General features: G+C 60.7%; 21 protein-coding genes. 14 read left to right on the forward strand and 7 right to left on the reverse strand.

What is annotated here, in order from left to right; translation table 11 throughout:
• Positions 1–2 precede the first annotated feature (2 nt).
• The 6 genes from IB254_RS17610 to IB254_RS17635 are packed head-to-tail and all read left to right on the forward strand — an operon-like array spanning position 3 to position 3,074.
• Positions 3–476, forward strand: coding sequence for a type II secretion system protein (locus IB254_RS17610; RefSeq protein ID WP_008034018.1), 474 nt, complete (start codon positions 3–5; stop codon positions 474–476).
• A gap of 4 nt (positions 477–480) precedes the next feature.
• Complete coding sequence (locus IB254_RS17615) at positions 481–855, forward strand: type II secretion system protein (RefSeq protein ID WP_008034019.1); 375 nt, start codon at positions 481–483, stop codon at positions 853–855.
• Complete coding sequence (locus IB254_RS17620) at positions 830–1,369, forward strand: type II secretion system protein (protein WP_192418341.1); 540 nt, start codon at positions 830–832, stop codon at positions 1,367–1,369. Before IB254_RS17615 ends, IB254_RS17620 begins: the two co-directional genes overlap by 26 nt.
• Entirely contained in the window at positions 1,366–1,755 is a 390-nt protein-coding gene (csgE, locus tag IB254_RS17625; protein WP_008034030.1) for a curli production assembly/transport protein CsgE, read from the forward strand. The genes IB254_RS17620 and csgE overlap by 4 nt, the downstream gene beginning before the upstream one ends.
• Positions 1,752–2,186 (forward strand): curli assembly protein CsgF, encoded by a 435-nt coding sequence (locus IB254_RS17630; protein WP_008043342.1) that lies wholly within the window; start codon positions 1,752–1,754, stop codon positions 2,184–2,186. The genes csgE and IB254_RS17630 overlap by 4 nt, the downstream gene beginning before the upstream one ends.
• Positions 2,187–2,216: 30 nt before the next feature.
• Positions 2,217–3,074, forward strand: a complete 858-nt coding sequence (locus IB254_RS17635; protein WP_008034033.1) for a CsgG/HfaB family protein — start codon at positions 2,217–2,219, stop codon at positions 3,072–3,074.
• Between the two features lie 1,218 nt (positions 3,075–4,292).
• Here the strand turns inward: IB254_RS17635 and IB254_RS17640 are convergent.
• The 5 genes from IB254_RS17640 to IB254_RS17660 form a co-directional block, all read right to left on the reverse strand.
• Entirely contained in the window at positions 4,293–5,738 is a 1,446-nt protein-coding gene (locus IB254_RS17640; protein WP_192418343.1) for a curlin, read from the reverse strand.
• 27 nt (positions 5,739–5,765) lie between these two features.
• Entirely contained in the window at positions 5,766–6,227 is a 462-nt protein-coding gene (locus tag IB254_RS17645) for a curlin (RefSeq protein ID WP_008034167.1), read from the reverse strand.
• Between the two features lie 59 nt (positions 6,228–6,286).
• Positions 6,287–8,536, reverse strand: coding sequence for an Ig-like domain-containing protein (locus IB254_RS17650; RefSeq protein ID WP_192418345.1), 2,250 nt, complete (start codon positions 8,534–8,536; stop codon positions 6,287–6,289).
• Positions 8,537–8,571: 35 nt separating this feature from the next.
• Positions 8,572–9,918, reverse strand: coding sequence for a hypothetical protein (locus IB254_RS17655; RefSeq protein ID WP_192418347.1), 1,347 nt, complete (start codon positions 9,916–9,918; stop codon positions 8,572–8,574).
• 253 nt (positions 9,919–10,171) lie between these two features.
• Positions 10,172–10,543 (reverse strand): DUF6124 family protein, encoded by a 372-nt coding sequence (locus tag IB254_RS17660; RefSeq protein WP_192418349.1) that lies wholly within the window; start codon positions 10,541–10,543, stop codon positions 10,172–10,174.
• Positions 10,544–10,667: 124 nt separating this feature from the next.
• On the opposite strand from IB254_RS17660, the gene IB254_RS17665 reads away from it, so the two are divergent.
• A complete protein-coding gene (locus IB254_RS17665) occupies positions 10,668–10,847 on the forward strand; it encodes a hypothetical protein (protein ID WP_192418351.1) in 180 nt (59 codons plus the stop codon).
• 128 nt (positions 10,848–10,975) lie between these two features.
• On the opposite strand, the gene IB254_RS17670 is transcribed toward IB254_RS17665, so the two are convergent.
• Positions 10,976–11,602, reverse strand: coding sequence for a LysE family translocator (locus IB254_RS17670; protein ID WP_192418353.1), 627 nt, complete (start codon positions 11,600–11,602; stop codon positions 10,976–10,978).
• Positions 11,603–11,824: 222 nt separating this feature from the next.
• Here IB254_RS17670 and IB254_RS17675 point away from each other — a divergent pair, with 222 nt between their 5' ends.
• The 5 genes from IB254_RS17675 to IB254_RS17695 all read left to right on the forward strand — a co-directional run bounded on the left by IB254_RS17675 (position 11,825) and on the right by IB254_RS17695 (position 20,295).
• Positions 11,825–13,273: a sensor histidine kinase gene (locus IB254_RS17675; protein ID WP_192418355.1), complete on the forward strand. Its 1,449-nt coding sequence runs from the start codon at positions 11,825–11,827 to the stop codon at positions 13,271–13,273.
• 183 nt (positions 13,274–13,456) lie between these two features.
• The gene (locus IB254_RS17680; protein ID WP_192418364.1) at positions 13,457–16,264 is read left to right on the forward strand and encodes a multicopper oxidase domain-containing protein; all 2,808 of its coding nucleotides are present in this window, start codon (positions 13,457–13,459) and stop codon (positions 16,262–16,264) included.
• A 17-nt stretch (positions 16,265–16,281) separates the two neighbouring features.
• Positions 16,282–17,298, forward strand: a complete 1,017-nt coding sequence (locus IB254_RS17685; protein ID WP_192418366.1) for an SCO family protein — start codon at positions 16,282–16,284, stop codon at positions 17,296–17,298.
• Between the two features lie 104 nt (positions 17,299–17,402).
• Positions 17,403–18,899, forward strand: coding sequence for a sensor histidine kinase (locus tag IB254_RS17690; protein WP_192418369.1), 1,497 nt, complete (start codon positions 17,403–17,405; stop codon positions 18,897–18,899).
• Positions 18,868–20,295 carry a sigma-54-dependent transcriptional regulator gene (locus IB254_RS17695; RefSeq protein WP_192418371.1) on the forward strand — a complete coding sequence of 476 codons (1,428 nt, stop codon included), beginning with the start codon at positions 18,868–18,870 and terminating at the stop codon, positions 20,293–20,295. The genes IB254_RS17690 and IB254_RS17695 overlap by 32 nt, the downstream gene beginning before the upstream one ends.
• Here the strand turns inward: IB254_RS17695 and IB254_RS17700 are convergent.
• The gene (locus IB254_RS17700) at positions 20,286–20,681 is read right to left on the reverse strand and encodes a hypothetical protein (protein ID WP_192418373.1); all 396 of its coding nucleotides are present in this window, start codon (positions 20,679–20,681) and stop codon (positions 20,286–20,288) included. The genes IB254_RS17695 and IB254_RS17700 overlap by 10 nt on opposite strands.
• 169 nt (positions 20,682–20,850) lie before the next feature.
• Between IB254_RS17700 and IB254_RS17705 the strand changes: the two genes are divergently transcribed.
• Both IB254_RS17705 and IB254_RS17710 read left to right on the forward strand, forming a co-directional pair.
• Entirely contained in the window at positions 20,851–21,657 is an 807-nt protein-coding gene (locus IB254_RS17705) for a class I SAM-dependent methyltransferase (RefSeq protein WP_192418375.1), read from the forward strand.
• A 197-nt stretch (positions 21,658–21,854) separates the two neighbouring features.
• A complete protein-coding gene (locus IB254_RS17710) occupies positions 21,855–22,523 on the forward strand; it encodes an ABC transporter ATP-binding protein (protein ID WP_008034147.1) in 669 nt (222 codons plus the stop codon).
• Position 22,524 lies beyond the last annotated feature (1 nt).

Here is a 22,524-nt window from a genome sequence, read left to right on the forward strand (position 1 = left end):
TCATGAACGCCTCGCAACGCGGTTTTACCCTGATCGAAGTCGTGGTGACGCTGGCCCTGGTCGGCTTGCTGGCCGGCATGGCCGCGCCGCTGACCGAGACTGTGGTGCGCCGGGGCAAAGAGCAGGAACTGCGCACCGCGCTGTACCAGATTCGCGATGCCATCGACGCTTACAAACGCGCGTTCGACGCCGGTTACATCGAGAAATCCCTGAACAGCAGCGGCTATCCGCCGAACCTGAAAGTGTTGGTGGAGGGGGTGCGCGATGTGCGCAGCGCCAAGGGGGCCAAGTTCTATTTTCTGCGGCGCGTGCCCCATGACCCGCTGAAGCCGGTCAAGCGTGACGACGACGGCGGCTGGGGCTTGCGCTCCTATGACAGCACGGCTCAAAACCCGCGTGAGGGCCAAGACGTCTTTGACGTTTACTCCCAGGCGCGGGGCAAAGGGCTTAACGGCATCGCCTACCGGGAGTGGTGAGCTTATGCGTCGGGAAAAGGGGTTTACCCTGCTGGAACTGATGGTGGTCATGGCAATCATCGCAACCCTGATGACCATCGCCTTGCCACGTTATTTCAACAGCCTCGAGGCCTCGAAAGAGACCACGCTGCGCCAGAGCCTGTCGGTGATGCGCGAAGCCCTGGATCACTACTACGGCGACACCGGGCGTTATCCCGATTCCCTTGAGCAACTGGTGGAACAACGCTACCTGCGCAACCCGCCGATGGACCCGATTGCCGAACGCAAGGACCTCTGGGTCATGGTCGCACCACCGGACGGCGTACCGGGTGGCGTTGCCGATATCAAAAGCGGGGCCACAGGGAGGGCGCGTGATGGCAGCCTCTATTCCGAGTGGTAAACCTTCGTACGAGGGCGGTTTCACTTACCTGGGCGTGCTGTTCCTGATCATGCTGATGGGCATGGGCCTGGCCACTGCCGGCGAGTTGTGGTCGACCCTCTCGCGCCGTGATCGTGAGCGCCAGTTGCTCTGGGTCGGCACGCAATACGCCCAGGCGCTACGCAGCTACTACCGCAGTTCACCTGGCCTGGCCCAATACCCGAAGGAGCTGGTAGACCTGTTGCAGGACGAGCGTTTTCCCAGCCCAAAACACCATATCCGGCAGCTGTATCCGGACCCGATCGGCGGCGGCGAATGGAGCCTGATGCGCGGTTTCGATGGCCGCATCACCGGCCTCAACAGCGCCTCCACGGACACGCCGCTCAAGCAGGCGGACTTCCCCTCTCAGTGGTCGGATTTTGCCGGCATGGCGAGTTACAAGGACTGGCAGTTCGTGGCCGAGAAAGCCTTTCTCGAGGGCACATCGGGACCTGCCAAGGGCCAGTCAAAATCGCCCGAAGCGTTGCAGCCATGAACCGATTCTGCGTGGCCGTGATCCTGATGCTGGCGTCTGCTGCCGCCACGGCCGGCGAAGAGGACGAAATGATGGGGTTCATCGTCGATGACACGATCTCGCACATCGGTCACGACTTTTACTACTCGTTCAGTGAACGCCTGCGCGCCACCAGCCCGATGGATTTCAACCTGGTGGTACGCGAACGACCTTCGGCGCGGTGGGGCGCCCTGGTCACTGTGGAATATCAGCAGCGTCTGGTTTACCGGCGTTTTTTGCCGCCGAACACCGTGGAACTCAAGGAAGAGGCCTATGACGCCGCCGACTGGGTCCGCGGGCAGATCGTCCAGCGCAAGCTGGAAGCCTTGTTGCAGGACACAACGGACCTTGAGAGGGACGAACTATGAAAACCACAACGTTCTCGCAGCACCGCCTGTTTTCAAGGGCAGGCATCTGGTTGGTCGGGCTCGGCAGTTGCGGCCTGGTCCAGGCCACCGAGCTGGTCTACACGCCCATCAACCCCTCGTTTGGCGGTAACCCGCTGAACGGGACCTGGCTGCTCAACAACGCCCAGGCGCAAAACGATTACGACGATCCTGACTTGAAAAAACGCACCGCCGCGGCCGGTACTTCGGCGCTGGAGCGGTTCTCCAGTCAGTTGCAGTCGCGGTTGCTCGGGCAGTTGCTGGACAACATTTCCGCGGGCAACACCGGGAGCCTGACCACCGACGCTTTTATCGTCAACGTGGTCGACGACTCCGGCCAATTGACCATTGTCGTGACCGACCGAGCGACCGGTGAAGTCTCCGAAATTCAGGTGAGCGGCCTGGCCCCTTGAAGGGATCCGGGTTGATGGGGAGGGAAGGATATGAAAAGAATAATGGTGCTAGGGCTGATGTTGGCGGCGTTACAGGGGTGCAGTCTGCGCGAGCCGATCGGGGCTGAGCAGGACACCGAAACCCCGACGCTGACCCCGAGGGCTTCGACTTACTACGACTTGATCAACATGCCACGACCCAAGGGCCGGTTGATGGCGGTGGTGTACGGTTTCCGCGACCAGACCGGGCAATACAAACCGACCCCGGCCAGTTCGTTTTCTACCAGTGTCACTCAAGGCGCGGCGAGCATGCTGATGGATGCGTTGCAGGCCAGCGGCTGGTTTGTGGTGCTGGAGCGGGAGGGGCTGCAGAACCTGCTGACCGAGCGCAAGATCATCCGCGCCTCACAGAAAAAACCGAACACGCCGGTGAATATCCAGGGCGAACTGCCGCCGTTGCAAGCGGCGAACATGATGCTTGAGGGCGGGATTATTGCGTACGACACCAACGTCAAAAGCGGGGGGGAAGGGGCGCGTTACCTGGGGATCGATATTTCCCGGGAGTATCGGGTGGATCAGGTCACGGTGAACCTGCGGGCGGTGGATGTGCGCAGTGGGCAGGTGCTGGCCAATGTGATGACCAGCAAGACGATTTACTCTGTGGGCCGTAGTGCCGGGGTGTTCAAGTTTATCGAGTTCAAGAAGTTGCTTGAGGCGGAGGTTGGCTACACCACGAACGAGCCGGCGCAGTTGTGTGTGTTGTCGGCGATCGAGGCGGCGGTGGGGCATCTTCTGGCCCAGGGGATCGAGCGGCGTTTGTGGCAGGTGGCGGGGGATAATTCGCCTGAGAGCGGTGAGACGCTTGACCGGTATCTGACCCAGAACAAGGTGGTGCCTGAAGAAGAGTGACCGAGGCGGCCTCCGGGCCGACCTGGTTCATGCGGATGTACCCGAACCCCTGTAGGAGCCGGCTTGCTGGCGATGGCGGCCTGACAGCCGACCATTTTTTATCTGGTGGACATATCCATTCCTGCGGTAACGGCTGCTATTGGTTTCGCCCTTACGGCGAGTCACTTGCAGAAGCGGCAAGTAACCAAGCGCTCTTGCCCCTTTCGTTCGGCCCCTCGCTAAGGCTCGGCGTTCCCTCGCTCCGGTCCTGCTCCGTGGGCCCGCCGCCATCGGCCATCCATGGCCGGGGGCGGCTAACCCGGCATCCATGCCGGGTTGCCCACTGCGCAGAACCTCCACTCGGCCTCCCGAAGGGGCGGGCAGATCAAAATCAAAAGCGCAAGGCGAGCTAACGCTCGGCCTCGTGGTTTGGTGGGTGTACGCCGTACCATTGTAGGAGCCGGCTTGCTGGCGATGACGTCCTTCCAGCCGACCCTTCACTCACAAAAGTCCCCAACCCCCTGTAGGAGCCGGCTTGCTGGCGATGACGTCCTTCCAGCCAACCCTTCACTCACGACTGTACTCAACCCCCTGTAGGAGCCGGCTTGCTGGCGATGGCGTCTGTCCAGCCAATACATACGTTGACTGATCCACCGCTATCGCCAGCAAGCCGGCTCCTACAGGGGATCGTATTTATCCAACACATATGCATTTCCCTTGTAGGAGCCAGCTTGCTGGCGATGGCGTCCTTTCAGGCGATAAATGCGTCGACTGGCCCACCGCCACCGCCATCGCCGGCAAGCCGGCTCCTACAGGAATCCCATACGCTTTTGATTCCCACCACTCATCAGGCCGAGCGTTAGCTCGCCTTCAGCTTTTGATCTGAGCGCCCCCTCGAGAGGCCGAGTGGAGGTTCTGCGTAGTGGGCAACCCGGCATGGATGCCGGGTTAGCCGCCCCCGGCCAGGGATGGCCGATGGCGGCGGGCCCACGGAGCAGGACCGGAGCGAGGCACCGAACGAAAGGGGCAAGAGCGCTTGGTTACTTGGCGCTCTTCCAAGTGACCCGCTGTAAGAGCGGAACCAATAGCAGCCATCACCGCAGAAATGGATATGTACTCCGACCAAAACACAGCTCGGCTGTCAGGCCGCCATCGCCAGCAAGCTGGCTCCTACAGAGAAAGCAGGCCACAAAAAAACCGCGCCCCCCTCAAGGGCCGCGGTTTTTTATACCCCTGCAATTACTGCTGCAACACCGTTGCCTGGTTATCCATACCCACCTGTTGAATGGTCGCCATCTGCGTCACGCCACTCTGATCAACATTGGCAATGTTCCCGATCCCGCTCTGGGTCACATACGCCACGTTCATGCTGTCGGTCTGTTTCAGAGTGATCTTGTTATCGTTGCCCCACTGGCTGGTAGAGGCCAGGTTGCTGGTGCCGGACTGGTCGAATTCGCTACGGTTGTTCATGCCGTTACTGCTGCCCTCGACCAGGTTGGTGGTGCCGCGCTGGTCGGCGATGAGCATGTTGTCGGTGCCGTTCTGATCGAAGTACAGCTCGTTGTAGTTCTCCGCCTGGCTGACGATGGTTTTGTTGCCCATGCCGGTCTGGCTGGTGGTCATGACGTGGCCGACGCCGTCCTGGGTGAAGTTGGCAATGTTTTCCTTGCCGTTCTGAGTGATGGTTGCGTTCTGGTTGCTGCCAAATTGACCACCTTTTTGCGGACCTTTCCAGTTGCTGGCGTAGACCTTGTTGTCGCTACCCACCGAAGTCGCGGTGAGCGAATGGCCTTCGCCGGACTGGTAAGTGAAGTGCACGTTGCCCGTACCCGTCTGGTACAGCGCCAGGGTCGAGCCGGTGGACTCGAACTGGTCGGCGTAGATCGCGTTGAGGTTGCCGACCTGGAAGACCTGAGCGGTGTTGTTTTCGCCGAAGCTCTGGTCTACCACGGTTTCGTTGGTCTCGCCCATCTGGTCGACGGTGGCCGTGCTGCCCGCTTGCCCGTCTTGCCAGATTTCGGTGCCGTTGCCGTCGCCGTTCTGGTTGATGGTCAGGTTGCCGCCGTCGCCGTTGCGCTGGTCGCCGTAGGCATAGTTGTTGGCGCCGGACTGGTTGATGTCTATCTGGCCGCCCATGTGGTTGATCTGTTCGGCGGTGGCGTAGTTGGTGGTGCCGTACTGGATGATCACCGCCATGTTGCCGATGCCGGGCTGGATCTGTTCGATGTTGGCTTCGTTGCTGTCGCCGTACTGGAAAGTTTGACCGGAAGTGCCCTCCTGGCTGTCCTGATAGACGAACGAAAAGTTACCGCTGCCTTCCTGTTGTTGCAGCACTTCGCCGCCGCCCGCACCAATCGATTGACTGGCATGGCTGGTGTTGAAGCTGCCGGTCTGTTTCTGGGTGATGGTGCTGTTGTCTTCATACAATTGCTCGGCGTAACCGGCGTTGTATTCACCGACCTGGTTCTGGTCGATGGTGCTGGTGGCCGAGTCCTGCACCGCAGCCGCATCGTTGCCTTCACCGAGTTGCTGCTGGGTGGCGGTGCTGTAGGGGGCCTTGGTCTGTTTCACATTGGCGATGTTGGCGGTGCCGACCTGGTCCTGGGTGGAAATGCTGTCGTTGGCCAACGCATGGGCACTGGCAATGACCAGGATCGCGGCGGTGAGGGGCGTCAGTTTGAACATGATGAAACCTCCATGTGGTGCGGTGCTTTAGCGGTATTGTTTGACTGAAACGCTCATGCCGTTTCCCGATTGGGTCACGGCGCTGGAAAGCCCCGTGCCGGCCTGGTCGATGCTGGCGTCGTTGTTGTTGCCGTTCTGGGCTATCTGCGCGCGGTTCTGGCTGCCGGTCTGGGTGATCGAGGCCGAGTTGCCGGAGCCTTGCTGAGTGATCATTGCCATCAGGTCGCTGCCTTGTTGCAGGATGTAGGCTTCCTGATTGCTCCCCGACTGGACGATGGTGCCGAGCAGCGACTGGCCGTTCTGTTGCAGCAGCGCCACGTTGGCCTGGCCGTTCTGGTCGATCAGCGCGTGCTGGCCAATCGGCGGTGGCAACTCGCCGAGGTCGGTGCCGGGGCCCAGGTCATCGTTCTCCATCAGATCGTCGGCGCGCACGCCCGCGCTGCTGCAAAGCAGAAGCAGGCAGAGCAGGGCGGCGGTCGACGTTTTCATGAGACTGTCCTTTCGCAAGAGGCCAGCCCCATCGGCCACGTGACCGATGGGGCCAAGGCTCAGTTGGAGATCACCGTCACGGTGCGCACGGTGCCTTGGGACGAGGTGATGGTGGCCGTCGGGTTCGCCGATGGAATCACCGTGGTGGTGTTGTTCACCGTCAGCCGCCAGCGACCGGTCACCGCCACCGTGGCGGTGCCCAGGGTTGCCAACCCGGTTGGGGTGCTCACCCGGATGGTGACGACGTTGCCGGTGGTCACCGATGAGGTGCCCGCGAAGTCCCAGGTGAAGCGGTTGTTGGAGCGTGCCGACACCGTTGCCGTGGTCACCGTGAAGGTTTCTGCCGGTGGCCGTGGCGAGACTTGCACGGTGACCGTCGCCGGTGCCGTCGACTGGGCGCCGAAGCTGTCCCGGACGAAGTAGGTGAAGGTCGTGGTGAACGCCGTGGTGAAGTTGGCCGGTGGGGTGTATGTGATCACCGTACCGTTGCTGCTGACACTGCCGCGACCGTTCGGTGGTTGCGTGAAGCTGGCGACCGCCAGCGGCACGTTGCCTTCCGGATCGGTGTCGTTGGCCAGCACACTGATCGGTATCGCCACGCCCAGGGTTGCGGCGCTGTCGGCGACGGCCACCGGTGGCCGGTTAGGTGCCACGGTGATGGTCACGGTCGCCGGAGTGGCCGAGGCCAGGCCTTTGATGTCTTGAGCCTTGTAGGTGAAGGTCGTGGTCAGCGGTGCAGTGACTACGGGGGGCGGTGTGTAGACCACGGCGGTCGTGCCGCTCATCGCCACGGTGCCTTGCCCGGCGGCCGGTGAGGTCAGCGCGACGATGCTCAATGGCGTGTTGCCGTCCGGGTCGCTGTCGTTGGCCAGCAGGTTGAGGGTGATCGGCACCCCGAAGCTGGTGCTGCCGGTGTCGGCAACGGCCAGCGGCGCCTGGTTTTCACCGCTGTTCGGTTGTGTGCCGATCACCACCACAGGTTCGGTGTCGTTGCCGCCGGCTGCGGATTTGATCGTGACAGTGGCCGGTGGCTGCGACAGATCGGCAACGCTCAGGCGTTGCAAGGTGCCGGTTTTCGTCAGCCGTCCGAAGCCCTGGGCGACCATGTCCGGCACCACGACTTCGTCTGACGAGGTGGCTTCGATCAGCAGGCTGTGATTGCTCCAGTTGTAGCGTGCGGTCTGGATTTTCACGATGTCGGTGACTTTGCTCGACACCGCCGTTGGCCGGTTGGTGCCACTCGGGTCGGTCGCGGTGACCACCACCACCGGAGGAACCGTGCTGCCTGTCAGACGATGGCCGAAGAACTGGCCGGTGTTGTTGCCGAGCATGGTGACCAGGCAGGGCGATTGCGGTGGCCCGGGAACCAGAGGCACGGTTTCACGGAAGCACAGGCTCGAACTGATGGCCGATTTGCCGAAGACTTCGACCCGGGTACTGCTCGTGCCCGGACCTGTCGGGAGGCGGCGGTAAGTGGCGCGGCCGATTTCCACAGGGGTTTGCGCACGGCTGTCGAGGACTTTGCCGGACACGGTAAAGAGGTTGGTCTGAATGGTCCCGGCCGGACCCTGGACTCGCAGGAAGTTGTTGTTGAACGGGCTGCCGGTGACCGCTTCGCTGAGGTTCGGATCACCCACGAATGTCTCGATGGCACCGGTGTCCGGATTCACTTCGGTGTACGGCCCGTTGACGCTGCGCAGAAATGGCCCGACCTCCCCGTTGAGTGCCCCGGCGAAGTTGCCCGGTGCACCGATGCCGATGTCGCGGGTGATGTTGATCGCCCGGCGGCCCGGTGTGGTGACGTTGACTGTTTCCACGCCGTACGGGTGAGTGATGGTGTAGGTGCCTGCGACAGGTATGTTCACCCGCATGCGAATCCGCGCGAAGCTGGCCTGATCGCCGTCGACAGGGTTTTCCGCAGTGAATGCCGCTTCGACCCCGGCCACGTAGGCATCCACGCCATAACCTCCTACATCATTGATGCTCGTCTCGGCGAGGAACCAGAACGCTTCCGGCGGCCAGTTATCCGGGAACACCATCGGCAGGGTGTCGTCGAAAATGCCGGGCTCCGGGTTCAGGATGCACATATAGGCGGGGGCGCCAGGAGCACCCGGTGCCCGCGTGCTGGTAGCCCGTGACTGGCACAGTTCCAGCGACAGCAAGTTGCTGTCCTGATACCACATGGGGAATTTCCCCGTGGCGAAAGTGTAGGGGCCGGTATCGACGGCAGTGAGTTGCGCGAACGCACTGCCGGACAGCGAAAGAGTCAGCCCGAGCGCCTTGAGCGCGAAGCGTGGCCACTTGTTCATGATGCCTCCTGATGCGGATCTGGGCATGAGAGCGTTCATTGCACGATGACCACTTCTTCGGTATCGCTGCCGCCATTGGATGACGTCACCTGAACCTTGGCCGGTGGAATCGGCGAGATGCCGGTCGACAGGGATTTCTCTGCGCCGCTGCCACTGAGGGCGCCGATGGCGACACCCGTGCCGGAGGTGGCGGTGAGAATCGGTGGCGATGTTTCATCGCTGGTCGAGGCCACTACCGTGATTTGCCCACTGCTCAGGCTGTACTCGGCCCGTGAAATCACCACCAGGTCGGTCAGCGGCATGGACAAGGAGGTTGGCGTGCTGGTCGGGATGGCCAGATGGTTGTCGGCCGTCACCAGCAAGCTGCTCGGCAACGTCGGGTTGGTGGCTGACTGGGCGTACCAGTGGCCGGTGGTGTTGGCCTCGATCAGGTTCAACACCGGGGTGTTGCTGTCCAGGGTCACGGTGGCCGGTGGTGGCGGGGCCATGACGAAAACATCCTGGTGGGCCACCGGGGCGCTGGCGCCGGCTGTGCGCGAATAGGTGCTGCGTTCGGCAATGATCGGAGTGGGGCGAACGAGCGTCGATAACTTGCCGGAAATGGCCATCACCGTCGTGCGCAAGTCCAGTCCGTTAGGCCCTTCAATGCGGATGTAGTTGGTATTGAAAGGGCTGCCGGTGAAGGCCTCTTCCAGGTTCGGATCGCCCACGAACGTGTCGGTTGAACCGGTAACCGGGTTGGGCTCGACGTAAGGGCCGTTGAGGCTGCGCAGGAAGGGGCCGATGTCCGCTTTGAGCGCACCGTCGTAGGTTTTCGGCGAGCCGATGCCGATGTCCCGGGTCATGTTGATCGCGCGGCGCCCGGGGGTATCGACGTTGAAGACATCGACGCCGTAAGGGTGGGTGATGACATAGGTGCCCGCAGTGGGCACGTCGACCCGAATACGGATACGGCCAAAACTGATCTGATCGCCTTCCAGCGGGTCGCCACCACTGAACGCGGCTTCAACGGCGCTGACATAGGTCAGGTCGATGCCCCGTGCGGCGTCGACGATGGATCCGTCGCCGGTGAACCAGAACGCTTCGTCGGGGAAGTTGGTCGGGAAAACGATGGGTTGAGTGTCATCGAAAATGCCGGGATTCGGATTCAAAAGGCACATGTAGGACGGTGCGCCGGGCGCACCTGGAACCCTGGAGCTGACGGCCTTGGACAGGCACAAGTCGAGGGTTCGACCGTGGGTGTCCTGATACCAGGAAGCGAAGTTACCGTTGGCGGGAACATAGGGGCCGGGGTCGACAGCAAACAGCGCAGCCTGGGCGACACCTTGGGCCAGAGCGGACACGACCAGGGCGATCGTGGTTTTGGACAGTAAAGGGTGCATGAGTATTCCCTCTATCAGAGACCTGCCCCTTGGGGGGGTGGGTCAGTTGACGGGGGAGTCGGCAACTTCCGTACCAATCGTTGGAAACGGCCGGCAAAGGCCCGGCATTACAGCGTTTCGCTATTAAGCGTTGCCTGGATGCCGGACGAACCAACGGGCGACTGTCCCCAGCATTGGGGGGCGATGGGGATACCGGGGAGGGCGGGAAACCTGTAGGAGCAAGCTTGCTCCTACAGACAGCTGGACGCAGTCGTTACTCGGTGGGGGCTAATTGATCCAGCACCCGATTCACCGCCAACTCGCCCAGCATGATGACTTGCGCAATCCCCAGCAGGGAGTTGCGGCATGTCCCGTCCAGTTGATCCGCCAGGTCCGTCGCCATGACATTGGCCGATGCCAGGGATTCACACGCATGGGCCAGCAGGGTTTCGGTATCGAGTTCCGGGTTGACGATGAACAGGGTGGTGGGTGTTCGCGGAGTGGATTTGATGTGAGCGTTCTGGGCGGCAGGGTTGAAGTAGAAATCGAGGGCGCGATTGACAGCTTCGCGATGTGCTTCTGAATCGGGATTGTCTTGCGGCGATGCCGGATCGGTGTCCGGTGGATTGGGCGTTACTTTGAACATAAATAAAACTCCTTATGCTAACAACAAGGAGCCATCACCCTCGCTACCAAACGAGGGGTGGTGGCCATACGCAGGTTGGTAGACCGGGCACAAGGAAACCGGCGCGCCCGAAGGCGCCCTGTGCATGACCACCATAAATGCGAGACCAGAAGCCTCAAATGGCGATGCAATGCACCTTATGCAGCTCGGGCTACCAAACCCGATCACTGATTTTCAGCGACCGGAAAACGATAAAGCCCAGGCCCAAGGCGCACAAGCCGGCGGATTCTGGCGCAAGCGTAGGCAATGGCGCAAGGCGTTGTAGCCTGCGCGAAGTAACACGGAATGTTTTTAAACACGCGTCGTTAAACATGAGCAAGCATTGCTAAACATCGCGGAAAACGTCGGATATCTCTTCAGGGGTGGCGGCCCCGCGACACCCCTGCACGGACCCTATTTTTGACTGAGCGCCGCTATCGATACGCCCGAAGCAACGAAGGTGAGTCCCGCCCCTACGTTCAGGCCATTTATCAGCCGTGGCCTCTGACGCAAAAAACCGGACAGTGCCGTGGCAAATACGCCCATAAGTGCGAATCCCACTGCCGTAAGTGCGGCGAACCAGATGCCGTACACCAGCATCTGCACACTCACCGAGCCGCGTTGTGGGTCGACGAACTGCGGGATGAACGCAAGGACGAAAAAACCGGGCTTCGGATTGAGCGCTGCCGAGAGGAATCCCGTGAGGAAAATGCTCGGCAGTGATTGCCGGGTCGCAGGCTGGAAGCTGATCAGGCTACGAGAACGCAGGACTTTTATGCCAAGCCACAGTAAATAACCGGCACCGATCAGCTTGACGACCCAGAACGCAACGGCGGACGTCTGCATAAGCAACGTCAGCCCCAGCGAAGCGGCTGCCACATGAAAGAGAATTCCTGCCCCGGAGGCTATGCCCGAGACGATAGCGGCAATCCTGCCCTGACTGAGTCCACGGCCTACGGCCAGCAGATTGTCCGGGCCAGGTGCGATTACCAACAGTAAGCACGCGGCCGTGTAGGCAAGCCAGACATTGGTCGGAAACATGGCATTCTCCTTGAGCCTCACCGAGGCATCCATCCTCACGTAGCGCCAGACTGTGCTCGTGCCAGGGCGCAAAGTCAAAGCCACGGCATTTGTGGTTGCCGAACGGTTACGGCGTGTATCGAGTGATGGATCCAACAGGGGGCGTCAAGTCAACACCCAATACCGGGCAAATGCCTGACCGTGGGCTATAACCAATGGGGGGAATCGCCGGGAAGTACGCCCATGAACATGCCCACACAATCGCTCCAGTCCGAAGAGGGCGATGTGCGCTTGAGCTCGCGAAAGCAACCGTTCAATCTGCTGCGCTGGTTTTCCCTCATCAGCATGGCGGTGATTGGTACGGTGGCGGTGGCGCTGGGGGCTGTGTCCACGCGATTTGTGATTACCGAGAGCGTGCAGCGCGATGCATTGCTGACCTCGCAGTTCATTCAGACGATTGCCTTGACCGAGGTGCGCCACGTCTCGATTCCCAATGTGCGCAGCATGGGCGAGCTGCTGGACCCGCGCAAGGACAAGGATTTCCCCGACGTAGACCCGATGGCCCGCGCCAACGCCCGGGGCGAATTTCTCGACCACATCGAGCACTTGCCTGACGTGATCCTTGCCAACATCTACGCCCCCGACCGCATGGTGATCTGGTCGACCAACCCGGCATTGATGGGCACCACGATCCATGCCGACGAAGACCTTGAGCGCGCATTCGTCTCCAGGACGGCTGTGTCGGCCAGTTATCACGACGTCGACAAGTCACGCATGGAGCAAAAGTTCGTCACGCCGCCGGAATTCATCTTCATCGAAAACTACGTTCCGCTGTTCGATGCCGACGGCGAGCACGTCACGGCGATGGTCGAGATCTACAAGGAACCCGAAGACCTGATCAGCCGCATGGAGCGCGGTCTGGTGTTGATCTGGCTGGCCACTGCATTGGGCGGCGGGCTGATTTATCTGGGGCTGTACTGGATTGTGCGGCGTGCGGCGATCCTGTTGGCGGCGCAACAAAAACAATTGATCACCAACGAAACCTTTGTCGCCTTGGGCGAGATGTCATCGGCGGTGGCCCACAGTTTGCGTAATCCGTTGGCGACCATTCGCTCCAGTGCCGAACTGGCGCTGGAGTTCGACAATGGCCCGGCGCACCAGAACATCAACGACATCATCGGTCAGGTCGACCGCATGTCGACGTGGGTCAGGGAATTGCTGCAATCCTTGCGCCCGCTCACCGATGAACCGGAACCGGTGAACCTGGTGGCGGCGGTGCACGACAGCCTCATGGCCTTCGAGCAGCAGATCGCCAAGGCCTGCGTTCATGTGGTGTTCGAGCCGAAGGACACGCCCATGGTCCTGAGCCAGCAGATGCAGTTGACGCAGATACTCAACCGTCTGCTGGCCAACGCGCTGGAGGCCATGGACCAGGGCGGCACGCTCACCGTCATTCTGGAGCCGACGGATGCCCGAGACGTCAGCGTGGTGGTGAGCGATACCGGCAGAGGCATGAACGAGGAACAGCGCAGCATGGCTTTCCGGCCGTTTTTCACCACCAAGCAAGGCGGGCTCGGCGTCGGGCTCGTACTGGTCAAGCGGATTATGGAGCGTTGCGGCGGTACGGTGAGCCTGGACAGTCGCGAGGGCGAGGGCACAAGTGTTCGCCTGTCGTTCCAACGCAGTCCCTGAAATGGGGGCGAACTTTCCCCGGTTGCGGGTGTCATTCCCCAGTCGTTTTTCGGGGAATGGCAAATTGATGTTGATAAGCCATTGTTTCCACGAGCATTAGTGCGTTTGTATAGGCTGTAGCAAGTCTGGCGAGCTCCTTGCAAAACCCCCATTACCCCCTTCACGACTTCGAGGCGGCTGGTGATGGACAGAAAAGCGCTGCACCCCTGCAAATGGTTTGGTCTCCTGACGCCCCTGAGCGTTTTTGTGGCCATGACGCTCGGCACAACGAGCCTGCGCGCCAGCCCGATCGACGACGAAGGGCAGCCGCCACCTTCCGACCCTTCGGCGTATTACGACGAGCCGGCTGACAAAGCAGGTGCCTTGAACGCCATTTTGACCATGCCCCCCGCCAACCTGGATGCCTTCGACTTGCCGGCTGGCGTCAAAGGCACCCGAGAGACCCCGCTCAAGGAAAATGTCCTTCCGCCGGCGATACAGACCAGCTTCAATTACCCTACCAACGGCAAACCCAGCCCGTTGTACGGTGCTCTGCCGTTCACCCAGCAACTGGTGCTGTTCGAAGAGTTCGGTCCGGAAAAACTCGACCCCACCACCCCGGCGGCACAGTTGCCGTTTCCACCGGCCGCCATCGGCCCGCTGCCGCAACAGGATCCCACCAGCGTCGCTCGCAGCGCTCCGCCGAGTGCGGCGCTCGACGCTTTCATGCGCCAACCCGGACTGACCCCGTTTCCCAGCCATTATTCCAACGTGGTCGACCGCAACCCTTGGCAGAAGCAGATCGAATTTTTCCTCAACCGCCGTATCGGTTCGTCGGCTGAAGGCCGTCCACCAGGAAAAGGCTGGTCGCACCAGCGCTGGAACGAGTTTTACCCGCAGATCGCCTACAAGACTGTGCAATCCGGCGCACGGGTGAATACCGGGTTGCGTGACAGTCGTCAGATGCACCGCTATGCCATGGGCGAGTTTGGCCCCGGTGGCCTCTATTACAATGTGGCTGGCCTGCCGACGACCGTAGGCACCGCAAAAGGCGTCGATGCGCGTTTTCACCCGAAAATGCCGGTGCAGAACCACAAATCGGTCTGGACCTTCGACGGCACCTTGCCGCCAAAATTGCTCATGGTGCGTTACGGACAACCTGTGCTGATGCGCCATTACAACGCCTTGCCGATCGACCCGTCGGCGAACATGGGTTTTGGTCTGCACACCCTCAGTACCCACGAACACAACGGTCACCAACCGGCGGAAAGCGACGGTTATGCCAGCGCATTTTTCTTCCCCGGGCAATTCTACGACTATCGCTGGCCGATCCAGTTGGCCGGCTACGACAGCATCAACACCACGGCTACAGACCCGCGTGCAGCTTTTCCGTGCTCGCCGGGCGAAACCCTGTGGACCAACGACCTCATCCCCAGCCGCAAGACCTGCGACAACGGCACGATCAAGATCCGCGGCGACTGGCGCGAAACCATGAGCACCCACTGGTTTCACGACCACATGCTCGATTTCACCGCGCAGAACGTCTACAAGGGCAACGCGGCGATGATGAACTACTACAGCGCCCTGGACCGTGGCAATGAAGCGGTGAATGACGGCGTCAACCTGCGTTTCCCCAGTGGCAACGCCTTGCCTTGGGGCAACCGCGACTACGACGTCAACCTGCTGTTTGCCGATAAAGCGTGGGACAAGAACGGTCAACTGTGGTTTAACCCGTTCAATACCGACGGCTTCCTCGGTGATCAGGTGCTGGTCAACTGGCAGTGGAAACCGGTCCTGGATGTGCGCGCCCGCAGCTATCGGTTCCGCATGCTCAATGGCTCGGTATCGCGCTACTTCAAACTGGCGCTGGTGCGCGAGATCAAGGGCACCGGCGGCGAGTTCCCAGGGCCTGTCGGGTCGGGCGTGTCGTATGCCCGCGTGCCGTTCCACATGATTGCCAACGACGGCAATATCATGGAACACGCCGTGCCGTTCGACGGCACCATGGACCTGGATGCCGACGGCGATACTAAAAATCACAACGCGATCCTGCCAACCATGGGCATCGCCGAACGCTTCGACATCATCGTCAACTTCTCGAAAAACGGGGTCAAGGCGGGCGACAAGCTGTTCTTCGTCAACCTGCTGGTGCACGAAGACGGCAAGGGCCCGGAAGAACCCGTTGCCCTGGCTGACGTGCTGTCCGAGAAGTACAAGGCCGTCATCAAGCAAACCAGCAAGGGGCCGAAATGGGAGGACGGTGATCCGGCGATAGGCAAAGTGTTGCAACTCAACGTCAAGGCCTACACCGGTCAGGACCTGGCCATGGACCCGGCGGCTTATGAACCGGCCAAACCGGGCAAGGCTGAAGGCCTGGTGATGATCCCGCTGAAAATTCACCGCGATAATGTGGCCGACAAGGCGCTGCTGGCCAAGGCCCGTCATCGCACCTTCACCTTCGGTCGTTCCGACGGCACCGATTCGGCGCCGTGGACAATCAAGACCGACGGCGGTTTCGGTTTCAGCATGGACCCTCGTCGGCTGAACGTCTCGACCAAACTGGCCTCCGGTCCGACCGATGCCGGCGCCACGGGCTTCGGTACGCTGGAAGTGTGGAACATCAAGCTCGGCGGCGAAGGCTGGAGCCACCCGGTTCACGTGCACTTCGAGGAGGGGATCATCCTCAGTCGCGGCGGCAAGCTACCACCGGAATGGGAAAAATGGGCACGTAAGGACGTGTACCGCATCGGTCCGGAAAAGGACGGCCTGGACAACGTCGAGATTGCGATCCACTTCCGCGAATTCGCCGGGACGTACATGGAGCACTGCCACAACACTCAACACGAGGACAACTCCATGTTGTTGCGTTGGGACGTTGAGAAACCGGGGCAACTGCAATTGATGCCGGTTCCGCTGCCGAGCTGGGATGGCGTGCGCTACGTGAACTCTGCTGCACTGCCAACCTTCCGCACTGGCGATGGCTACGGCCCACAAGTGGTGATCAAGCCATGATCCGCAGGGGAGCCGACATGACACTGCACACGCCGCGCTCCCGCGCTCTGGGCATGCACCTGATTCTGGTACTGGTGACGTTTTTGCTGGCCAGCCAGGTGCTGCTCGCTCATGAAGGCGCACTGTCGCCGGCACCGACGGATTCGGCGACACCCTGGGGGCGCGATTACTTTCCCAACACCTTGCTGACCGACCAGGACGGTCGGCAGGTGCGTTTTTTCGATGACATGATCAAAGGCAAAGTGGTGGTGATCAACTTCATCTTCACCACGTGCAGCGATTCCTGCCCGCTGGAAACCGCGCGCCTACGCCAGGTGCAGCAGTTGTTGGGGCCCCGGGTCGGCCAGGATATTTTTTTCTACTCGATCAGCATCGATCCGTTGAGCGATACACCCGAGGTGCTCAAGGCCTACGCGCAGCGCTTCAAAGTCGGACCGGGCTGGCAGTTCCTCACCGGGGAGTTCGAGGCCGTCACCGACCTGCGCAAAAAGCTCGGGCTGTTCATCGAGGGCGTCGACAACGGTCGCAGCAAGGACCACAACCTGAGCCTGATCGTCGGCAACCAGGGCACCGGTCGCTGGATGAAAGCCTCACCGTTCGAGAACCCATGGATCCTCGCCGATCAGTTGGCCAATACCTTGCAGAACTGGAAGCAACCCAGTGTTGAAGAAAATTATGCAGATGCGCCCGAGATCCGCCCGCCGAGCAACGGCGAAGAGTTGTTTCGCACCCGTTGCGCCTCGTGCCACAGCCTCGGGCCGCAAGACGGGCAGGGCATCGGCATGCGCGCCATCGGCCCGGACCTGATCGGCGTAACCCGCGTGCGCGATCCCGCCTGGCTCAATCGCTGGATCCGCGAACCGGATCGCATGCTGGCCGAAAAAGACCCGATTGCGCTGGAACTGTTTCAACGCTTCGACAAAATCCCGATGCCAAACCTGCGCCTTGATGAGAAAGCGGCGCAGTCCATCATTGATTTTTTGCAGGAGGAAACCGATCGTCAGCAATCGTTGCAAGCGGCGCAGGTGCCATAGCGGCGAATTACTATCATTGAACCGCCGACTCGATCAATGACACCTACACTGATGCGATACGCCACTGAATAGGCTTCATGCCAGTACCGAATTCAGGACCCACCATGCAGATACTCGAACAACAAAAAGTACCTGCTCCGTCGAACCTTCCGGCGGGGGAATGCACGAGTTGGCGTGGCGAGTTCAATCTGCTGCGCTGGTTTTCCTTTGCCAGTTTTTTGATCATTGCCGCCGTGGCGGCGGGGCTGGGGTACATCTCCACCCGTTTCGTGGTGGAGGAGAGCATCGAACGCGATTCCATGCTGACCGCGCAATTTATCCAGGCCATCGGTGCTGCCGAAATCCGCCACGCATCGATTTCCCCGGAAAGAACCATGGGCGAAATGCTCGACTCTCGCCAGGATAACGCCCATCCCGACGTGAACCCGGGCGCACGTGCTGCGGCGCGCATCGAGTTTCTCGATCATGTGGCAAACCTGCCGGACCTGCTGTTGGCCACGGTGTATGCCCAGGATCGCACCGTGGTCTGGTCGACCAACCCGGAGCTGATCGGCGTACGTATCGAAGACGACGATGAACTGGACGAATCTTTCGAAATGAAGGAGCCCGTTTCCACCAGCTACCACGAAGTCGATGAAGAACGTCCCGAACAAAAACTGTTGCACGAGCCCCAGTACCTGTTCGTTGAAAACTACATCCCGATGTTCAACGCCGACAAAAGCAAAGTCATCGCCATGGTCGAGGTCTACAAGGAGCCTACTGATCTGGTTGAACGTATCCAGCGCGGTTTCAAGGCCATCTGGCTGGCCACTGTGCTCGGTGGTGCCGCCATCTACCTGGGGCTGTTCTGGATTGTGCGGCGTGCGGCGAAGCTGATCGAGAGTCAGCAGAAACAGCTGATCGCCAACGAAACCTTCGTCGCGCTGGGGGAAATGTCTTCGGCCGTGGCCCACAGTTTGCGCAACCCGCTGGCGAACATTCGCTCCAGCGCCGAACTGGCCCAGGAAATCGCCAGTCAGAGCGCGCAAAAGAACATCGGCGACATCATCAACCAGGTCGATCGCATGTCGCGTTGGGTTCGCGAGTTGCTGGTGTCGTTGCGGCCGGTGAATGACGACTACGAAACCGTAGACCTGGTGTTGGCCATCGACGACACCCTGAGTGCCTTTGACGCGCTGATCAAGCGCTCCGGTGTCGAAGTCCGGTTCACGCCGCAGGTTTGCCCACCGGTCGTCAGCCAACAGGTGCTGTTCACGCAAATTCTCAATAGCCTGTTCGCCAATGCCCTGGAAGCCATGCCCAAGGGCGGCGTGCTGAGCATCGATATCGAGTCGCCGCAGTCCGGACTCTTGCGCATGACCCTGAGCGATACCGGCAAGGGCATGACCAAACAGCAGCAACAAATGGTTTTCAAACCGTTTTTCACCACCAAGCAAGGCGGGTTGGGTGTGGGCCTGGCCCTGGTCAAAAGAATAATGGAGCGTTTTGAAGGTTCGGTCGAACTGACCAGCCAAGAGCAGGAAGGAACCCGCGTTTGTCTGAACTTCAAAGTGGCAACGGGAGGGGAATATGGGGTACAGCATTCTGCTGGTCGAGGATGACGAAATCCTCGCCGGGAATCTTCAGACCTACCTGGAACGCAAAGACTTCGAGGTGACGGTCTGCCACTCGGCTGAAGATGCGCTGCAGCAAATGAACACGTTTGCCCCGGACGTCGTACTGACCGACAACTCGTTGCCGGGCATGAGCGGTCACGATCTGATCCAGAAGCTGCGTATCAGCGCGCCGGACCTGAAAGTGATCATGATGACCGGCTACGGCAATGTCGAAGACGCCGTGGTGGCGATGAAAGAAGGCGCGTTCCATTACGTCACCAAACCGGTGGCGCTGCCGGAACTCAAGCTGTTGCTGGACAAGGCCCTGGCCACCGAGCGGATGGAGCGCACGCTGTCGTTCTATCAGGAACGCGAAGCGCAGAAGTCGGGGGTGCAGGCGTTGATCGGCGAATCGGGGCCCATGGTCTTTCTGAAAAACACCATCGGCCAGTTGCTCGACGCCGAGCGCCGGATGGCCAACGCGGATTTGCCGCCGGTGCTGGTGGAAGGCGAGACGGGCACCGGCAAGGAACTGGTGGCCCGCGCGCTGCATTTCGACGGCCCGCGCAGCAAGGGCCCGTTCATTGAATTCAACTGCGCGTCGATTCCCTCCAATCTGGTGGAGTCAGAGCTGTTCGGTCACGAGAAGGGGGCATTCACCGACGCCAAGGACCGTCGCGTCGGTCTTGTGGAGGCGGCGGATGGTGGCACCTTGTTTCTCGATGAAGTCGGGGAAATGGACCTTCTGCTGCAAGCCAAACTGCTGAAGCTGCTGGAAGACCGGACCATTCGCCGGGTCGGTTCGGTGAAGGAGCGCAAGGTCGATTTGCGGGTGATCAGCGCAACCAATTGCAACCTTGAACAAATGGTCCAGCAGGGCAAGTTCCGCCGCGACCTGTTCTTCCGTTTGCGCATCATTTCGATCAAGGTGCCGCGCCTGTATACCCGTGGCGAAGACATCCTGTTGCTGGCCCGGCACTTCCTCGCCATCCACGGCAAACGCTATGGCAAACCGAACCTGCATTTCAGCGAACAGGCCGAAGAATTGCTCATGAGCTACAGCTGGCCGGGCAACGTGCGCGAGTTGCGCAACATGCTCGAACAAACCGTGCTGCTGGCCCAGTACGACACCATCGCCGCGCACCAGTTGAACGTCTGCCTGAGCCTGGTGGACGAGCCGGTGGCGATGCCCGAGGCGCCCCACAACGAAGTGCGCCCGGCGTACAACGGCAACGAGTCGATGAACCTGCCGGAGGTCGAGCGCGACATGGTGCGCAAGATGCTCGACAAGACCGACTGGAACGTCACCAAGTCCGCGCGCCTGCTGGGTTTGAGCCGCGACATGCTGCGTTACCGGATCGAAAAACTCGGCCTCGCCCGCCCGGACAAGCGTCAGTGGTAGACGGGCGTCGCCTGGCCCTGTCGACTGAGGCAGGCCAGCAAGCAGGTCGGGTCGACGACTTCTTCGTTGACGTAGACGCCGAGTTCCGGGTCATAGGAGCGGATGAACACCCGGACGGTGGCATCCGCGACAGTCGGCAACCGTGAATCGGAGAACACGTGCTCGCTGGAGATCGGGATGAAATCCTGCGGCGCCGTGGGAATGTACGAGCGCGGTGGCACGGTGCTCAGCGTCGGCGGAACGGGGTGGGCGAACGGCTGGTTTTCACCGTAATAGTTGAACTCGCTGCTGTACCCGGACGGCGGCGGCAGGTTGTCATCCGCGTGAACCCCCGTGGTGGCGGTCAGGCAGAAGATGAGCAACAGCATCAAATCGGTGTGTTTCATGGCAGCACCTGCGAAATCGGTTGTCCCGCAATTCCCCAAGGCCATTAACTATAGCTGCCGTACGGGGGCGTTGCCGGCTTACAACATTCCAACAAACACCACATGGGTTTTTCAAAAACGCTGATCTAGACTCGGGCCGGTCTGATAAAACCGAGTTCTGGAGCGTGCAATGGAAATGCTGACCAAAGAAAAAGCCATCGCCAGCAACCGCGATGCGTGGAATGACTCCGCCCGACACCACAAAGACAATCCCGAATGGCCGTCCCTGTTGAAGGCCGTGGCACTGGGCGATTTCTGCTGCATCGACGACACGTTGCGCGGCGTGCTGGAGCAGGTCGGGGTCGACGGCAAGGACGTGGTGCAACTGGGCTGCAACAACGGCCGCGAAAGTCTTTCGCTGTTTGCGCTCGGTGCCCGCAGCGTCGTCGGCGTTGACCAATCCGCGGCGTTTCTCGATCAGGCGCGGGAACTGGCTTCCCGCTCGCCGCACGCGCCTGAATTCGTCGAGGCCGACATTCATCACCTGCCGAGTGAACTGCACCACCGGTTCGATGTGGCCCTGATCACCATCGGCGTATTGAACTGGATGCCGGACATCGGCGAATTCTTCCGCCACGTCGCCCGCACCCTCAAGCCCGGCGGGGCGTTGGTGGTGTACGAAACCCACCCGTTCCTGGAAATGTTCGACCCCGAATCAGACGATCCCTTTCGCCCGGTCACTTCGTACTTCCGCCGCGAACCTTTCGTGCAGGACCAGCCGATCGTCTACGAAGGCAAAGTCGAACAGCAGGCCGCGACGTCCTACTGGTTCGTCCACACCCTGAGCGAGATGTTCACCGGCGCCATCGAAGCGGGGTTGCAGATCAGCCACTTCAAGGAATATCCGCATTCCAACCGGGAGGAGATTTATGATCAGTATCAGCAGCGAGAGGCGCAATTGCCGTTGTGTTTTACGTGGGTGGGGGTGAAGAGCTGAGTTTTTGAGCCGAAAATGAGTTGCCCCTATCGCGAGCAGGCTCGCTCCCACCTTGATCTTTGGCGCAACGAAGATCCAATGTGGGAGCGAGCCTGCTCGCGATGGGGCCCTAACGTGCAACGCAAACCTGAAATCTGCCCCAACTCCAGTTTCGCTGCAGCTATCCTTTGCCCCACGCCCCTCAAACAGGTTCACCCATGCTTTCGGTCCAAGGCGTTTTCAAAAGCTACGCCACTCCGCAAGGTCCGCTGTCGGTGCTGCAAGGTGTCGACCTGACGCTGAAATCCGGCAGCAGCCTGGCGCTGATGGGCGAGTCGGGCAGCGGCAAAAGCACCTTGCTGCACTTGATCGCCGGGCTGGACAAGGTCGATAGCGGCAGCATCCGCAGTGGTGAACATCAGCTTGAACGAATGAGTGAAGGGCAACTGGCGAACTGGCGACGCACCGAAATCGGCCTGGTGTTCCAGCAGTTCAACCTGATCGGCAGTTTGCGCGTGGAAGACAATCTGGCGTTCCAGGCGCGACTGGCGGGGCGGCATGATGCGCGCTGGCAGGCGCATCTGGTCAAGCGTCTGGGCCTGGGCGATGTGCTGCGGCGTTATCCCGAGCAGTTGTCCGGCGGCCAGCAACAGCGAGTCGCGCTGGGCCGGGCGCTGGCATCGCAACCCAAATTGCTGCTGGCCGACGAACCCACCGGCAGCCTCGATGAAGCCACCAGCGATGAAGTGCTGAAGTTGTTGCTGGAACTGCTCGACGACAGTCCGACGACGTTGTTGATGGTCACCCACAGTCCGAGAGTGGCCGCGCGCCTCGCAGAAAAAGTAGTGCTGCACCGTGGCCGTCTGGCTGGCGCGGACGAGCACTGAG

It is taken from the genome of Pseudomonas sp. PDM03, from assembly GCF_014852385.1.
GTDB lineage: Bacteria > Pseudomonadota > Gammaproteobacteria > Pseudomonadales > Pseudomonadaceae > Aquipseudomonas > Aquipseudomonas migulae.

Bases quoted from the DNA above. Each gene is read 5' to 3' on its own strand.
- IB254_RS17610 (WP_008034018.1), top strand. From the start codon at position 3: ATGAACGCCTCGCAACGCGGTTTTACCCTGATCGAAGTCGTGGTGACG.
- IB254_RS17615 (WP_008034019.1), top strand. From the start codon at position 481: ATGCGTCGGGAAAAGGGGTTTACCCTGCTGGAACTGATGGTGGTCATG.
- IB254_RS17620 (WP_192418341.1), top strand. From the start codon at position 830: ATGGCAGCCTCTATTCCGAGTGGTAAACCTTCGTACGAGGGCGGTTTC.
- csgE (WP_008034030.1), top strand. From the start codon at position 1,366: ATGAACCGATTCTGCGTGGCCGTGATCCTGATGCTGGCGTCTGCTGCC.
- IB254_RS17630 (WP_008043342.1), top strand. From the start codon at position 1,752: ATGAAAACCACAACGTTCTCGCAGCACCGCCTGTTTTCAAGGGCAGGC.
- IB254_RS17635 (WP_008034033.1), top strand. From the start codon at position 2,217: ATGAAAAGAATAATGGTGCTAGGGCTGATGTTGGCGGCGTTACAGGGG.
- IB254_RS17640 (WP_192418343.1), bottom strand. From the start codon at position 5,738: ATGTTCAAACTGACGCCCCTCACCGCCGCGATCCTGGTCATTGCCAGT.
- IB254_RS17645 (WP_008034167.1), bottom strand. From the start codon at position 6,227: ATGAAAACGTCGACCGCCGCCCTGCTCTGCCTGCTTCTGCTTTGCAGC.
- IB254_RS17650 (WP_192418345.1), bottom strand. From the start codon at position 8,536: ATGAACAAGTGGCCACGCTTCGCGCTCAAGGCGCTCGGGCTGACTCTT.
- IB254_RS17655 (WP_192418347.1), bottom strand. From the start codon at position 9,918: ATGCACCCTTTACTGTCCAAAACCACGATCGCCCTGGTCGTGTCCGCT.
- IB254_RS17660 (WP_192418349.1), bottom strand. From the start codon at position 10,543: ATGTTCAAAGTAACGCCCAATCCACCGGACACCGATCCGGCATCGCCG.
- IB254_RS17665 (WP_192418351.1), top strand. From the start codon at position 10,668: ATGACCACCATAAATGCGAGACCAGAAGCCTCAAATGGCGATGCAATG.
- IB254_RS17670 (WP_192418353.1), bottom strand. From the start codon at position 11,602: ATGTTTCCGACCAATGTCTGGCTTGCCTACACGGCCGCGTGCTTACTG.
- IB254_RS17675 (WP_192418355.1), top strand. From the start codon at position 11,825: ATGAACATGCCCACACAATCGCTCCAGTCCGAAGAGGGCGATGTGCGC.
- IB254_RS17680 (WP_192418364.1), top strand. From the start codon at position 13,457: ATGGACAGAAAAGCGCTGCACCCCTGCAAATGGTTTGGTCTCCTGACG.
- IB254_RS17685 (WP_192418366.1), top strand. From the start codon at position 16,282: ATGACACTGCACACGCCGCGCTCCCGCGCTCTGGGCATGCACCTGATT.
- IB254_RS17690 (WP_192418369.1), top strand. From the start codon at position 17,403: ATGCAGATACTCGAACAACAAAAAGTACCTGCTCCGTCGAACCTTCCG.
- IB254_RS17695 (WP_192418371.1), top strand. From the start codon at position 18,868: ATGGGGTACAGCATTCTGCTGGTCGAGGATGACGAAATCCTCGCCGGG.
- IB254_RS17700 (WP_192418373.1), bottom strand. From the start codon at position 20,681: ATGAAACACACCGATTTGATGCTGTTGCTCATCTTCTGCCTGACCGCC.
- IB254_RS17705 (WP_192418375.1), top strand. From the start codon at position 20,851: ATGGAAATGCTGACCAAAGAAAAAGCCATCGCCAGCAACCGCGATGCG.
- IB254_RS17710 (WP_008034147.1), top strand. From the start codon at position 21,855: ATGCTTTCGGTCCAAGGCGTTTTCAAAAGCTACGCCACTCCGCAAGGT.